At 57.2% G+C, this 13,400-nt stretch carries 13 protein-coding genes and 1 pseudogene; 9 read left to right on the forward strand and 5 right to left on the reverse strand.

Annotation, left to right across the window (positions count from 1 at the left end; translation table 11 throughout):
* The first annotated feature begins 153 nt into the window (after window positions 1–153).
* From K3551_RS08410 to K3551_RS08435, 6 genes are read left to right on the forward strand one after another with little or no spacing between them, the layout of a single operon-like run.
* A complete protein-coding gene (locus K3551_RS08410) occupies window positions 154–435 on the forward strand; it encodes a hypothetical protein (RefSeq protein WP_259919156.1) in 282 nt (93 codons plus the stop codon).
* Window positions 432–1,841 (forward strand): His-Xaa-Ser system radical SAM maturase HxsB, encoded by a 1,410-nt coding sequence (gene hxsB / locus K3551_RS08415; protein WP_259919157.1) that lies wholly within the window; start codon window positions 432–434, stop codon window positions 1,839–1,841. Before K3551_RS08410 ends, hxsB begins: the two co-directional genes overlap by 4 nt.
* Entirely contained in the window at window positions 1,838–2,923 is a 1,086-nt protein-coding gene (hxsC, locus tag K3551_RS08420; RefSeq protein ID WP_259919158.1) for a His-Xaa-Ser system radical SAM maturase HxsC, read from the forward strand. The genes hxsB and hxsC overlap by 4 nt, the downstream gene beginning before the upstream one ends.
* The gene (gene hxsA / locus K3551_RS08425) at window positions 2,920–3,489 is read left to right on the forward strand and encodes a His-Xaa-Ser repeat protein HxsA (RefSeq protein WP_259919160.1); all 570 of its coding nucleotides are present in this window, start codon (window positions 2,920–2,922) and stop codon (window positions 3,487–3,489) included. The genes hxsC and hxsA overlap by 4 nt, the downstream gene beginning before the upstream one ends.
* On the forward strand, window positions 3,464–3,853 hold the full coding sequence (locus K3551_RS08430; protein WP_259919162.1) for a TIGR03982 family His-Xaa-Ser system protein: 390 nt from the start codon (window positions 3,464–3,466) through the stop codon (window positions 3,851–3,853). Before hxsA ends, K3551_RS08430 begins: the two co-directional genes overlap by 26 nt.
* Window positions 3,837–5,081: a His-Xaa-Ser system-associated MauG-like protein gene (locus K3551_RS08435; RefSeq protein ID WP_259919164.1), complete on the forward strand. Its 1,245-nt coding sequence runs from the start codon at window positions 3,837–3,839 to the stop codon at window positions 5,079–5,081. Before K3551_RS08430 ends, K3551_RS08435 begins: the two co-directional genes overlap by 17 nt.
* Before the next feature lie 892 nt (window positions 5,082–5,973).
* Here the strand turns inward: K3551_RS08435 and K3551_RS08440 are convergent.
* From K3551_RS08440 to K3551_RS08460, 5 genes are all read right to left on the reverse strand, one after another.
* Window positions 5,974–6,927 carry an HNH endonuclease gene (locus K3551_RS08440; RefSeq protein WP_259919165.1) on the reverse strand — a complete coding sequence of 318 codons (954 nt, stop codon included), beginning with the start codon at window positions 6,925–6,927 and terminating at the stop codon, window positions 5,974–5,976.
* A 190-nt stretch (window positions 6,928–7,117) separates the two neighbouring features.
* Window positions 7,118–8,260 carry a hypothetical protein gene (locus tag K3551_RS08445; RefSeq protein ID WP_259919167.1) on the reverse strand — a complete coding sequence of 381 codons (1,143 nt, stop codon included), beginning with the start codon at window positions 8,258–8,260 and terminating at the stop codon, window positions 7,118–7,120.
* Window positions 8,261–8,334: 74 nt separating this feature from the next.
* Window positions 8,335–8,628 (reverse strand): AlpA family transcriptional regulator, encoded by a 294-nt coding sequence (locus tag K3551_RS08450; protein ID WP_259919169.1) that lies wholly within the window; start codon window positions 8,626–8,628, stop codon window positions 8,335–8,337.
* 118 nt (window positions 8,629–8,746) lie between these two features.
* Window positions 8,747–9,478 (reverse strand): hypothetical protein, encoded by a 732-nt coding sequence (locus K3551_RS08455; protein ID WP_259919172.1) that lies wholly within the window; start codon window positions 9,476–9,478, stop codon window positions 8,747–8,749.
* Between the two features lie 11 nt (window positions 9,479–9,489).
* On the reverse strand, window positions 9,490–10,677 hold the full coding sequence (locus K3551_RS08460; protein WP_259919174.1) for a site-specific integrase: 1,188 nt from the start codon (window positions 10,675–10,677) through the stop codon (window positions 9,490–9,492).
* 308 nt (window positions 10,678–10,985) lie between these two features.
* Between K3551_RS08460 and K3551_RS08465 the strand changes: the two genes are divergently transcribed.
* From K3551_RS08465 to K3551_RS08475, 3 genes and pseudogenes are all read left to right on the forward strand, one after another.
* Window positions 10,986–11,288, forward strand: coding sequence for a hypothetical protein (locus K3551_RS08465; protein ID WP_259919175.1), 303 nt, complete (start codon window positions 10,986–10,988; stop codon window positions 11,286–11,288).
* Window positions 11,273–12,220 (forward strand): tyrosine recombinase XerC, encoded by a 948-nt coding sequence (gene xerC / locus K3551_RS08470; RefSeq protein ID WP_259919176.1) that lies wholly within the window; start codon window positions 11,273–11,275, stop codon window positions 12,218–12,220. The genes K3551_RS08465 and xerC overlap by 16 nt, the downstream gene beginning before the upstream one ends.
* Window positions 12,221–12,234: 14 nt before the next feature.
* A pseudogene (locus tag K3551_RS08475) lies at window positions 12,235–13,217 on the forward strand (IS5 family transposase).
* The last annotated feature ends 183 nt before the right edge of the window (window positions 13,218–13,400 follow it).

Here is a 13,400-nt window from a genome sequence, read left to right on the forward strand (position 1 = left end):
ATTGACGCACGCGATGGTGCGCGCGATCATCGTTTTCGGCTGATCGGCAATCTGCCGATTCTATGTTTCAGCCATTGAAAGATGCTGGGTAAGCCGTCAGAAAGCTTGTGTTCGGGCGAGGTTGCGAGTTCACGGCGCGAAAGGTGTGGCGGCATGGAAGACGCATCTTGCAACGGTCCGATTGGGTCGGATTTAACCTACCGCGTCCCTTCTCATCTTCAACCTCATGTGCACGAAGCGTTGGCAAGGCTTGGCTACCTGCTTTCCGGAGTAACAATCGACTATGACGGCGAATGCTTGATCTGTGTCGGGTCTGATAAAGTGCATTGGGATATGATCTGTCAGGAGATCTCCTACGCCTTGTTTCGTGCCAAGGTTCGGGCCGAGGGTGCTGACCAGAGAGCAACACTCTTCAAGGTCGTCTTCGGCTCATGACAGTCTGGCCCCTTCAGTTTCGCAATATGGCCGATGATCAACTGTTGTTTACGGATGATGCTGGCGGTTTTTTTTCCGCCAACAACACATTTCTGGATCGCTACATCAGTGATGGCCTGACGTCAGCCGACATGGAGTTCCTCCACGAGCACGGTCATGCCGCAAGCACACCTGACGACCCGTCCTTCTCCGGATTTGCAGCAAGATGGACACGGCGGATCAATCCGCATGCGCTTTTGTCCTACATCATTCTCGTTCCCACCCTGCGCTGCAATCTCATGTGCGATTATTGTCAGGTTTCCCGTGCGGCAGAAACCGCGAAGGGGTTCGACTGGGATGAGGACCAACTTCGACAGGTTCTGGACTTCCTGAACGGTCTCGAAACAACGAGCATCAAGGTCGAGTTTCAAGGCGGCGAACCGCTTCTGCGGCTGGATCATCTCGAGGCGGTCCGAAGCTTCTGCCGAACGAAGTTCGCTACATCCGAATTTGTCGTCTGCACGAACCTGCAACGCGTCTCGGATGCGGCATGGACGTTCCTGAGCGATGACGACACGCATGTCAGTACATCCTTCGACGGAACTTCGGAGTTACATCGGCAGCAACGTACGAAGGACGAGGCGCTCCACAATCTATTCAGCGCGAACTTCGAGCGAGCAATGCGGACATTGGGGGCTGACCGCGTTTCGGCTCTACCGACGATCGATCCGATGGATCCGCCGAATCCTCGTGATGTCATAGATGGCTTTGCAGAACTGGGTCTGACATCGATCTATCTGAGGCGTATCAACTACCAAGGGTTTGCTCGCAAGAAGTTTGGCTTCGACCGCTCGCTCGCAGCGTGGCAGACCTACTACCGACGCTTCATCGAGGAGTTGATCTCGTTCAATCTAATCGCAGAGAAGCCTCTCGAGGAATTCTATCTCAGCCATATCCTTCGGCGGATTTTGCAGGGTGGTCATGATGGTCACGTTGATCTGCGAAACCCGAACTGGTTTGGGTCCGACTATCTCGTCATCGACTTCGATGGGACATTTTATCCGACAGATGAGGCACGGATGGTTTCGCGCATTGGTCGGATCGACCTATCGATCGGCAACCTATCGAAGGGACTGGATCGAATAAAGCTGGAAGCGCTGAACCAAGGTGTGTCGAACTTCGATGATCCTGACTGCGTCCACTGTACCTACCGGCCATATTGCGGGTTGGACCCGGTCGACGATCTAGCGCGCTATGGTCGCATCGACATCCCCCGGCATGTGACCGATCACTGCCAGACACACCTGGGGCTCTTCGATTTTGCGTTCGAGCTTCTCTACTCGGAGGACCCCGCCGTTCATCGATCTATCGCCGTATGGCTCGATATCCCTCGATACTCGAGGCATCTTGTGCCGAACCTCCCATGATACCGCTTCAACTCAAAATAGAACCCCTGCCGATTGTCGAGCCTCTCGTTGCGCGCCTCGTGCTTAGCCCCAAAGCTGGGGACCCGTCGGATGCCGTCTTGGTCGCGCAAAGGGCCGGAACCGCTGACTTCGATGTCGGGGGCTTTTCGCTGCGTGTCCATACGCAGGACCCGGCTTCGCTTGATGGCGACGTGGTCCTGGCGATCCCCGGTCGTCGCACGATCCACCGACTTATCCGGGCGTCCTCGGCGCACAACACTTTTCTTGTCACGGAGCAGTGCGATCAGCTTTGCGTCATGTGTTCGCAACCGCCCAAGCGGTATCATACCGACATGTTCGATCAGTTCTTGGAAGCGGTGCGATTGGCCCCCTCGAAAGCAACTATTGGGCTGTCTGGAGGCGAGCCACTCCTCCACAAGGAACGTCTGTTCGGATTTCTCACGAACGCCCAGCGAATACGTCCTGATCTACGGTTCCACATACTGACGAACGGACAACATATCTTCGCGGAGGATGAAGCATCGTTACACGCCCTCGACATGTCGTCGATCCTATGGGGTATTCCGATCTACGCTGCCCACGCTGAGGTACATGATCGCATTGTCGGCAAGATAGGGGCGTTCGACCTTCTCCAGAATAACCTCGCCCGGCTCGGTCGCGTTGGAGCGGCAATAGAACTTAGAACGGTCGTGCTGCAATCTAACATCGGGCATCTGGAACAACTGGCCGATCACGTCACGCTGCATCAGCCCTTTGCACAAGTTTGGGCTATAATGCAGCTTGAGAATATCGGCTACGCCCGCATGAACTGGGATGCCGAGTTCAGTGATACTTCGAAGAATTTTGATGATATCGCCCTAGCGCTGGATATTTCGTTGGGACGAGGCTTGCCGACGTCGCTCTATAACTTTCCGCTCTGTACGGTCCCCGACAATTACCGACGATACTGCGTCGCATCGATTTCGGACTGGAAACAGAAATTTCTGGCGACATGCGACGGCTGCGCGATAAGATCGGCATGTACGGGCTTCTTCGAATGGTATCCTGAGAAGCGCGGGTTCAGGAAGATTGTTTCACAATGAACAAGAAGTATCTCATTCCATCGCTCTTGGCTGCCGGCTTCACCAGTTCAGGTGCACATGCAGCCCTGCCAGTAGATCCGATGGTCACGGACGATGCGAAGACATCTCTGTTCGCGCTGTTTCGTCAGCAGCACACCTATACCTTAGCAGGGCATCGGTCCCATTCCAGCCATGGGTCCCATTCGAGCCACAGGTCTTCATCGGGAGGCGGGTACTCTGCGCCCCGTGCGGCACCAGCTATCACACCACGATCCGCGGCACCGGCACCTCTCTACACGCCGCCAACGAACCGAAACACGACGAGCACTCCGCCAGCTTCCGTGCTGCCGAGCCCATCGGCATCTGCCCCGCGTGTGCTTCCCGGTAACTCGGGATCCTTCCAGAAGATCGCGATGCAGGTACAGGCCGCTTTGCAGGCTTACGGCTACTACAACGGTGCCATCGACGGCATTATCGGGGATGGATCGAAAAGCGCTCTGTCTCGGTTTCAGTCCGATTTCAGTCTGGCGGTAACTGGGACGATTACGCCGGAGGTCCTCGATGCGTTCGGTATCACGGCGAATTAGCTTTACAGGCGGCTTGGCGATCGGGCTCGTTTTGGCATTCATTGCCATGCCGATATGGAAGGTCGCAGTGATGCGGGTAGGCCAGGAACGCTTCGCAATTCTTACTTTCGAATGCGACGATGCAATGCGCGGACATCTTCTGGCGAAACAGAAACTTGTCGGGTCGCCCTCTGAGGCCAATGCCGTCGCCTTGAAAGCCGCAGAGATCGGTCTTGTCGATTGCCAGGACTACGATCTGATGCGCAAGCAACTGATCCGCTGGGGCCTGACCGATAACGAGCTGAGTGAAATGTCCCTCATCGCAATCGAGGAGAAGGGAACAGACCTTCGGGATGTAGTGAGGATCCATGAGATACGTTACTGAGGCCCTTCTAGCCATCGGGCTTGTGTCGAGTTCGGCTTTGACCACGGTAGCTGAGGGCATGCGGGAGGCGGTGCTTCGAGAAGCGATCCTCGCGAATGGGTTTCTTCCGGCAAATGCGACGCACATAGGACAGCCCGAAGACCTGGTCGAGATTGGAAAGTTGCTATTCGAGAGCCGACTGCTTTCGTTTGATCGCGGTACGGCTTGCGCTTCCTGTCATGTTGATCGTTTTGGATCGGCCGATGGGATCGTCAACGCGATCGGGACGGAGGGCGAAGGTTTAGGTTTCGAGCGTGTCATGAAAGGCGGTGATATCGTTCCCCGCAACACCTTGCCGTTCTGGGGTCGAGGCGGCGTCGGGTTCGACACCTTCTTCTGGGATGGAAAGGTGGATGCCTCGTCAGGGGTTGTATTGAGCCAATTTGGAGATCGGGCTCCGTCGATCGATCCCTTGGTTGTTGCCGTACACCTGCCACCTGCGGAGATCGGCGAAATGGTTATCGACAGGTGGGAGACCCAGTCATTGCAGGCCGAGGATGTCGAGACGGCCACTGCCCTCTATGAGATGTTGACGGCTCGAATCCGGGATGACCCAATCATGGGGCCAAATCTTGCTGCTGCGAGACAGGTCGAACTGGAAGATATCCAGTTCCTCGACGTTACTGAAGCGATCGCATCGTTCATTCGGTTCAACTACCGCGTCGGGCAGACACGATTGCATGACTTCGTTTATAATTCTGGTGAGCTTTCGAATGAAGAGAGAGATGGGGGGCTTTTGTTCTATGGATCTGGCGGCTGTACGACGTGCCATAGCGGTCCGTATTTCTCAGATCTTAAATATTATGTCGTGCCGTTTGTGCAAGCAGGTTTCGGTCGAAATGGATTCGGGGTCGACTACGGCCGGTTCAATGTTACGCTGCGCGAGGCCGACCGATATGCGATCAGGACACCGCCACTTCTAAACGTAACCAGAACGGCCCCATACGGACATTCAGGGTCCATATTTGATCTTGGAGATGCTATCCGTGGGCATGTTGATCCGCTACGATATGTCGATCCCGAAAGTATGACAGAGAATGACCGCAACGAGTTATACCAAAGATTGCGTCTTTGGGCCGCCTCACCTCTAAATGGTATCGTCATGAGCGACGACGATGTCTCTGGCCTTAAGGCATTCCTCGGCACACTTACCTATGATAGTGCGATGCAGGTAAAAATTGTTGACTAGATTGCTAGGAGAATTTTATAGCGGTATCGAAGGAAGGAGTCGGAAGTCAGAGCAAAGATACTTATTACTTTTTGATTTTCGGAAAGACAGATATTTAGCACTATTTGAAAAGTAAGACTTTTGCTCAAAGGTCAACTCTGGTCTCCTTATCGAAGGACCGGGCTTGAATGTCTGTTTTGCGAGCGTTGCATAGTGGCTGAGTGTTCGCCTCACGAACGGTCGCTATGGGCCGGTAGCAGCGCTACCTAACAGTCGTGGTTCTTCCAATACCGATCCCAGCGAGCAGCCCAACCTCCATTTACCATAGCGCAATTAATGTCTCCCGCGCTTGGCGATACGCACCATGAAGCCGTACGGTTTCCCCCTGCGGAGCCGTCAGACCGACACGTAAGAGTTGGCCCAGTCAATATGATATGCCCCTGCCTGCTTACCCCAGTGCGGACACCAAGAAACGCCACCAGCGCATTACGGGCGTCTTCAGCACTTGCACTTGGACAGGGATGGCCGGGCGAACAGGTACCATCTAGCTCTCTAGCTGCTATGCCCGCGAGGCGAAGCCGTGGCCCTTCTTCACACCAGATCGGACCACCGCCATCCCAAACATGTGAGGGTGTACATTCAAAAGTTTGACCGCGCGAGATTACTGGTACATCTGCCTTTGAAACAAGAGGAGTCATAACCAGAACGGCTAGTCCAAAGAAAGTGTGGTTTACGAGAGCGCTTGCCATGGCTGAATCCATCGCGTGTACTAAGTCAGTACCCTAGTCGCAGCGAAGGATACTGCCAAGCGACGGGTGGTAGGCAAGGTTTTTTCAGGTGCCGCGAACGTCCCAAAAAAATGGACCGCGTTGCAATAACGTAAGATCGGCTTCAAAGGTACCTATGGGCCAAATTATACTCCAGCCCATTTTCTGTGACGCCCGAGCGCATCCAGGCTTGGATAGTGTGTGAGATCATCGGGTAGTACGAGCTGCTTGCTTTCAAGATTGACGTAGCTCTCTTCTTCAAGGGCGACATTCGAGAGCTTTACGCGGTAATCTTCTGTGATGACCAGCAACCCCAAATCGAAGAGCGTGTGGATGTCGGATCGTAAAAGCAGCCCATTTTGAACATGGTGCGAATGGTCACCGCGGTAGGGGGCGATATGCGCGGCCTCCAGTGCGTCCGTGAGAGCGCAACCTGTTACGCAACACTTGCCGGCATAGGCTTCAAGGAGGTCCGCCCTGAAGGCCGCTTGGCCTCTCCGTCTAGCAACCTGTGCCAAGGTTTTCTCTCGCAAATCCTGATCATTTTCAGCGTCGAATGTCTCGCTGTTTGTACCATGGGTCGCACGTAACCGGGTAGCATCCGGTTGTTCGGCATCATGTACTGCGCCGACGTTCGAGAAGCCCTCGATAGTGAAGAACCCATTCTCCCAGTTGGTCACCAACCCGAGACCAAGGATCTCGTAAGCGACGCCCGGCTTAGGTTTGCGTTTCACAAGGGTTCCGACTGGGACCTGGTCCCTCATACACCTCATCAGACCACGGTTGGTGGCTTCGCGGTCACGTTGATCCGGGTTCTGGTTTTCCTGGAAGTAGTGCAGAGCCCAGCTGCCATCTGGGCGGTGCACGACATCCTTGTCCGGATAGGGCCCGTTCTGGATGGTGCGGAGGCTTAAGGCATAGTCGGAGTACTTAGGTTTGTAGATGCCTTTCGCTTGATTGACTAACCTACTTTGGTTGTTAGAGAACTCCTGGATAGCGCTCCACGTAATGATCTCTCCCTTGTTCTCGTTGAACCAATCCAAAGCAACTCTGTGTTCTCCCATCGTCTTCGACAGTGCGCTTTCAAGCTCAGCCACCATTATTGACTCCTTCACGACGTTAAGAGGATTAGAGCTCAATCCTTGCTACCGATTACAATGCCTTTGAGCACCTTTGGCAAATGCGAGCCACACCACCCAGAACCGTCTCGCTGAAAGTCTGCTTCAGCGAAGCTGCAACGCAGCGCTCGGACATCTGTCCAACGGCAGGTATGGGCCGAAACTGACCCTGCTACCCCAGTCCATTGAACCGGTCTGCAGCTCTTTGCATCCGGGTAGCCAACGAAGTCGGGTGACGTAACGATATGGAAAGAAGCCGATCCGGAACCATGCGCAGAAAATCCTCAAACTCTGACTTCGGCCTCCCGTGTAGCACTGCGTAGCTGACGGCGAGGCCCAGCATCTGCCTTTCGATGACGGCGCACCGTTCCTCGCGCGTAATCAACCGATAGTCAGCTGGTTCTAGGACCGGAATGCTTCGTTCGACGCAGCTAACCATTTCTGTCAACGCCCCGGCCCACATCGGATGCGTCGGCCATCGTGCGCGGTTGCTGTCAGCAGTCGGAGCGCAGTATCGAATATCCTCCATCGCGGCTTGCAGCATCAGAGGCAGAACATGGGACAGGTCAGCCCACGTTCGGACGTGCCACCGGTTCGCTAAGTGATCCTTCCCCGCACGTGTCTCGATCCGCCAGACACGGGAGACAGATGGATCGGCCATGTTAAGGTGTGGCAGGCCGCGCCGTTCGAGGGCTTTGTTCCAGATCACTGGCCATTCTCGTTTGCTCTTGGCCATGACCTCTTCGCGCTTGTCGTAAAGGATGGTTTGCCGCCCTGGCATCTTGCCAACGGTGATGGATGTAACCCGCCCTGACACACCATTGGTTTCAATCAGCTCACCGATGGTCTTCTTACCTGTCCGGGAGTGCATCACGAAGTAATCGTCATCGGGCACGAAGTCCGGGTCTAGGATATCAACGGCGACATCGACGCGGCTGATACTGACACCAACAGGTTCACTGACGCCTGAGAACAGACCAGCCAGTCGTTCAACGCGGGCGCGCCAACCCGGAAGTCCGTGGCAGAGCAGAGCAGCGGATTTTGCCGAAAGCCGGGCTCCCCATGGGTCGTTTTTATTCGGTCGCTTAAGAAACCAGATTTCCCCATCCGGCCCTGTGTCGAGCCGATAGGCGTAGCCACCGCGTGCCCCGGTTGGCTGAACGGTGAAGGGAACGCCCTTCCAATCTCCGCCGACTGGCCCGTCAATCTCCGCCGCGTCCGTTTTCAGTTCGGCTAGAAGGGTGTCGAATTCGTCAGAGATGTTGAGCTTGAGAGCGAGGTCGAGACCGTCAAATCCGGAATACAGGATAATCATTTTCAGGTACTTTCGTTGGTGTGTGTATTTCTAGAGGGGGGTGCTACAAGGACCCCCCTCTCGGCTCCGGGGCGTCAGTCGGGCCGCGCGCCCGCGCAAGCGCGGGCATCGCGTCCCGCCTGCCGCCCGTCGCCGCAAGCGAAGCGTTGTGCCTCCGTCGTGTGCTTCACCCGTCTGCTGGCGACCCAGCCTTGGACTTCGGCGTAGCGGTAGCGGACGGATTGGCCGAGCTTATAGAAAGCGGGGCCTTGGCCCGTGACGCGCCATTTCTGGAGCGTTCGCACAGACTGGCACACGAGGTCCGCGACCTGCACCTCTGTCAGCATCTGGTTTGGGTCGATCTGGGGCTCTTGGCCGACGAGGCGCATTGTCTCCACTCCGCTAGGTTGCGATGTGGGGACGCTAGAAAACTGCGACCGTTTCGTCTTGTTGAGACGCTGGGAGAGTTTCCGCCATATGGGGGCTACAACTCTCCCAGCTGCGTCGCTAGGCGCGCCATTCTCCGCCGTTGCGCACGCGGATCACCTCTTTCATCTCCCGGTCGATATCGGACGAGCGGATCGACGGGTCGAGAACGCGGTAAGCGTAGAGAGACAGAACGGCAGCTTCCGAAATCGGTTCACCGTCCCCGTGAAACTGGCGCGTGAAGCGACGGCCAACGTCCTTCTCCCAGACCCATGCTATCCTGCGAAGCCATGGTGGCAGGTCGTCGTTTGGTTTCGGCCCGCGAGGGCCCGACCATCGAACGGTTCCGATATCGACCACGGACAAAAGGTTGTCGAGAACCACGTTCAGTTCGTCCAGATCATAAGAACCGCGACGGTGAAGATCGGACGGATCGTATTCCAGTGTCAGGGATACATCAGGCCGCCAGTCATCATCGTTCGAAAAGCTCAGGTTCGCGCTGTACTGATGGCCAAGGTGGGCAGCGTGGCAACTCTGAAGCCGCCGCCAACTGTCCAGCTCGACATCTTTCAGAGACTCGACCGTCGCGGCCAATGCCTTGGAAAGCTTCGTGAACGCCTTCGTCTCAGCTGCAGACAAACGGCCCAGCCCAAGACACCGATACTTCCAGTCCTTGGCCGCGCTTTTCAAACCTGCTTCCAGAGCAACGCTTTCGGCCTCCGTCAGTTTGAGCGTTTCGCGCAGCCAAGCGAAATGGTCCTGATTGTATGGCTCAAAGTCGTGGACCTCGATTTCGCGGGGATCATATCGCATGGTTATGGCTCTTATTTCACCACCCTGAGGAAAGGTTTCGCGATAGACGCGTTCCCGAGGGTTGCGATTATCGCGGTCGCGTTGGCCTCGGCAGCATCCCGGACCGGATCATCGGCAAGATGTGCATAGCGCATCGTCGTTTGCATCTGTGTATGTCCCAGCAACCGGCCCACCATTTGTATCGGCATCCCACCTGATACGGCGATGGAGGCATAGGTATGGCGCAGATCGTGAATTCGCACGTCATCCAACCCGGCCTTCGCCCGGAGCCTGCGCCACGGGTGTTGAAGGTCCGTCACATGGGTGTCGGCAAACTTGCCCTCGATCACAAAGGGATTGCCCACCGTGCGAGGTTTTGCGGCCAGCAGATCGCGCGCTGCGGCTGGGAGCGGGATGCACCGCCGCCCCGTTTTCGTGTCGGGCAACTCCATGCCGCGCGTCGTGACCCACTCCCAACGAAGCGTCTGGATTTCGGACAGACGACAGCCGGTCAGCAGAAGAAGTCGGAAGGCTGCGACGGCATGGGGGCTTTCGGAACCGTCCCGCTCGGCGTCTCTCAGAACATCGCCGAGCCTTTGGATCTCGTCTTGGTTCAGAAACCGCTCGCGCCGGTTCTCTTTATACTTCGGAACATGGCGACATGGGTTGGTACCATCATCCCGAAGCCCCCACATCTCGGCCAAGTTGAACATCTTCGACAGGACGGCGAGCATCCGGTTGGCTTGTATCGGCGTCCCTCGAAAGCGGTAGTGGAGGTTGGCCACGTCCTTGCGATGCACATCGCTGACCCGGAAGGTCCCGAGGGTCGGCTTGATCATCCGGCGGATCGAGCTTCGATAATCACGGGCCGTCGCAGGCTTGCACCGTTCGGCAACGTGAACTTCAAGAAACCGGTCGCAGAGGTCCGAAACGGTCGGCGCGAGGCGGGACAGCGCGATCTCTTCAATCGGGTCCGCGCCCGTCGCCGCCTGTCCGAGCATCTCGCGCGCTTTGGCCCGGGCCTGATCCACAGTAAGGACACCGTGCTGCCCGAGCGCATTCCGACGTGTGCGCGCGCCGTGGCGATACTGGACCTGATACGTGCGCGTCCCGGTCGGGGCCACCCGAACACCGAACCCGACTACTGCGCTGTCCCATACGAAGTAGTCCTTCGCCTTCGGCTTGAGGCTATCAATGAAGCGTTTGGTCAGCTTCGGCATGGCGCGATCTTCCCGGTTTAAAGCCTCCAATTTGGAAGCGCATAGGAAGCTCCCGGAAGCAAATCGTGGAGAAAGCGGTAGGAGAGAGGCGCAGCGGCCGTCAATATTTAGGAAGCAAATACAGTAATTTAGCGTAGGGCAGGGTAGGTAGGCGAATTGGGCAGATCGCGGTTTGTAATCAGTAGGTCCGCGGTTCGAGTCCGTGTGGGGGCGCCAATTTTCCTTGATATTGCTATATTTTCATGGGTTAGCGGGAAAACGCTACACAAACGCTACACAGGATCGGGTGTAGCGCCATGAGGATCACGATGGATTTGCCGCACCTCAAGATGACCGCAACCGGCAGCGCCAAGTATCGTCGGCGTGTTACCTCGGCCCCGATGAAGGCCCTTCTGGGGAAGTCTGCGGTCGAGTGGTCGCTCAAAACGCGCGATCCGGCGGAGATCGTAGAGGCGTGGAAGGAAGCTAACGCGCGGTTCGAGGCCATACGGTCCAAGGCCGAAGGCAAGACCCTTGAGCAAGCCCAATGGGAACTTCTCCGGGATGCCGCCGTGGCGCAGGGCTGGTCGGCCCCGATGCCATGCGGATCGGCCCGGTGGACTATCAGCTAGAGGGCGGTCGCTTCGATGCGTTCACCGCAGCCGCGCTGGCAGAGGCCGATAAGCTGACCCTGCAGCAAGCCCGTGCCAAGTTTGGCGAAGGAAAGGCCGCTACGCCTTTCGAGTTGCTGGCGAAGGCGCAGCATTTCGGGGTCGAGCGCCCGCCGATACCGCTGTCCGAAGCGGTCAAGGCATACCTTCGGGATCGTGAAGGGCGCTCGAACTATCCTGACATCGAGAAACAAGTCGGACTGGTGGTCGCCGCGCTGGGGGAAGTCTTGGGCAAGGCAGACCCGACGATTGCCGCTGTAGACCGGACCGCCGCTTATGCCTTTCGGGATAGCCTCACGGTCAAGGGAAACTCGCTAAGCACCGTCCGGCGGCGTATCACGACCATCAAGGCCGTTCTGAACCATGCCGAACGCCGCTTCGACCTGCCGAACTGGCGCAACCCGTTCAACGGGATCGAACTGCCGGAAGATGACGGCACGGCTGGCGAGGACAAGCGGTATCCGCTGACTTTGGAGGAAATCCGCAAGGTGCGCCCGGCCATCGCCCGGTCGAACGACGACCTGCAAGGCATCTGGCACCTGATGATGTTCACCGGCCTGTCGCCCGATGAGGCGCGGGGTCTGCAATGGGGCGAGGTGCATCTGGACGACCCGACCCCGCATTTCGAGGTGAAGCCGAACGGGCGGCGCAGATTGAAGAAAAGTCAGCGGCGGCGGCGTGAGCCTTTGGCTGGGTCCGCTCTGGCAATGATGCGTGAGCGCCAACAGACGGCCGCGCAGGGCGCTATGGACGTGTTCCCAAGGTATGCGCATCAGCGCAACGCAAACGCACTGTCGGCGTCTCTGGTGAAGCCCATGAAGGCCGCAGGGGTCTGGCAGAGAACCGTCAAGGGGCTTTGTTGCGCAAATCGGTTGAGGGGATTCATCTTTTGAATCCAGTGTGATAGATGGAGGGCGTGAGCAGTTGGACGCAAACGAAGTACAAGACCACGAACTGGCCTTCGTACAACACCGCACTGAGGCAACGCGGATCGCTTTCAATCTGGTTTGATCCCGGGATGATCTGGGTGCCTCCGCCAAGCGGTAAGCGTGGTCGACAGCAGCAATTCAGTGATGCGGCCATCCAGACTTGCCTGTCGATGAAAGTTCTTTTTGGGATGCCGCTCCGGCAGACCACAGGTTTCGTTGAAAGTCTCCTGCGGCTGGCTGGCCTGAACTGGGCCGTACCGGATTTCAGCACCCTTTGTCGGCGTCAGAGAACCCTGGACGTGAGCCTACCCTTTCGCGGCGGCACCGGCCCACTGAACCTCCTCATCGACAGCACCGGCATCAAGGCTGAGGGTGAAGGCGAGGGGAACGCCCGCAAGCATGGCGGCCCAAAGCGCCGCATCTGGCGCAAGATACACATCAGGATCGACGAAGAAACGCTGGAAGTTCGCGCCGTCGAAATCACCACCAGCAATGTCGGTGACGCGCCAATACTGTCAGAGTTGCTCAATCAAATCCCAACCGATCAGACCATCGGGTCAGTGACCGCCGACGGGGCCTGTGACACGCGCAAATGCCATGATGCGATTGCTGCCCGGAATGCCCATGCGGTCATCCCTCCGCGCAAGAACGCCAAGCCCTGGAAACCCAGCAGCGCCGGTGCCATAGCCCGCAACGAGGCCGTCAACGCATCGCGATACCTCGGCCGCGCAATCTGGCGACCCCTCTCGGCAGCATCCTTCGGATGCGCCTGCCGGGCAATGGATGGAGCGGATACCACCGACGAAGTCGTGTCGAAACCAAGATGCATTGTGTGAAGTTGCTGGGGCAGAGCCTCATGGCGCGGGACTTCGACCGCCAGATCGCAGAAATCCAAATCCGTGTTGCCGTCCTCAACAAGTACACCGCTCTTGGCATACCTGTTACTGAGGCCGTAGGCTAATTCCGTCCGGGGAAAGGGGAAGTGCGCTCACCCCCAGATTTGTGCAACAAAGCCCCGCCGGTGTCGCAAGCCAAGCGTCCTACTCGCTCACGGCGGCCACACCTCCGAAGTTCGCTTCGAGCCGGTCCGTTAATTGAGCTATGGAATGAGCGTGGCTGCGGCGGCCGCTTGGCCTGTGGCCGG

This window comes from Jannaschia sp. M317, assembly GCF_025141175.1.
In the GTDB taxonomy this organism is placed as follows: domain Bacteria; phylum Pseudomonadota; class Alphaproteobacteria; order Rhodobacterales; family Rhodobacteraceae; genus Jannaschia.

Bases quoted from the DNA above. Each gene is read 5' to 3' on its own strand.
- K3551_RS08410 (WP_259919156.1), top strand. From the start codon at position 154: ATGGAAGACGCATCTTGCAACGGTCCGATTGGGTCGGATTTAACCTAC.
- hxsB (WP_259919157.1), top strand. From the start codon at position 432: ATGACAGTCTGGCCCCTTCAGTTTCGCAATATGGCCGATGATCAACTG.
- hxsC (WP_259919158.1), top strand. From the start codon at position 1,838: ATGATACCGCTTCAACTCAAAATAGAACCCCTGCCGATTGTCGAGCCT.
- hxsA (WP_259919160.1), top strand. From the start codon at position 2,920: ATGAACAAGAAGTATCTCATTCCATCGCTCTTGGCTGCCGGCTTCACC.
- K3551_RS08430 (WP_259919162.1), top strand. From the start codon at position 3,464: ATGCGTTCGGTATCACGGCGAATTAGCTTTACAGGCGGCTTGGCGATC.
- K3551_RS08435 (WP_259919164.1), top strand. From the start codon at position 3,837: ATGAGATACGTTACTGAGGCCCTTCTAGCCATCGGGCTTGTGTCGAGT.
- K3551_RS08440 (WP_259919165.1), bottom strand. From the start codon at position 6,927: ATGGTGGCTGAGCTTGAAAGCGCACTGTCGAAGACGATGGGAGAACAC.
- K3551_RS08445 (WP_259919167.1), bottom strand. From the start codon at position 8,260: ATGATTATCCTGTATTCCGGATTTGACGGTCTCGACCTCGCTCTCAAG.
- K3551_RS08450 (WP_259919169.1), bottom strand. From the start codon at position 8,628: ATGCGCCTCGTCGGCCAAGAGCCCCAGATCGACCCAAACCAGATGCTG.
- K3551_RS08455 (WP_259919172.1), bottom strand. From the start codon at position 9,478: ATGCGATATGATCCCCGCGAAATCGAGGTCCACGACTTTGAGCCATAC.
- K3551_RS08460 (WP_259919174.1), bottom strand. From the start codon at position 10,677: ATGCCGAAGCTGACCAAACGCTTCATTGATAGCCTCAAGCCGAAGGCG.
- K3551_RS08465 (WP_259919175.1), top strand. From the start codon at position 10,986: ATGGATTTGCCGCACCTCAAGATGACCGCAACCGGCAGCGCCAAGTAT.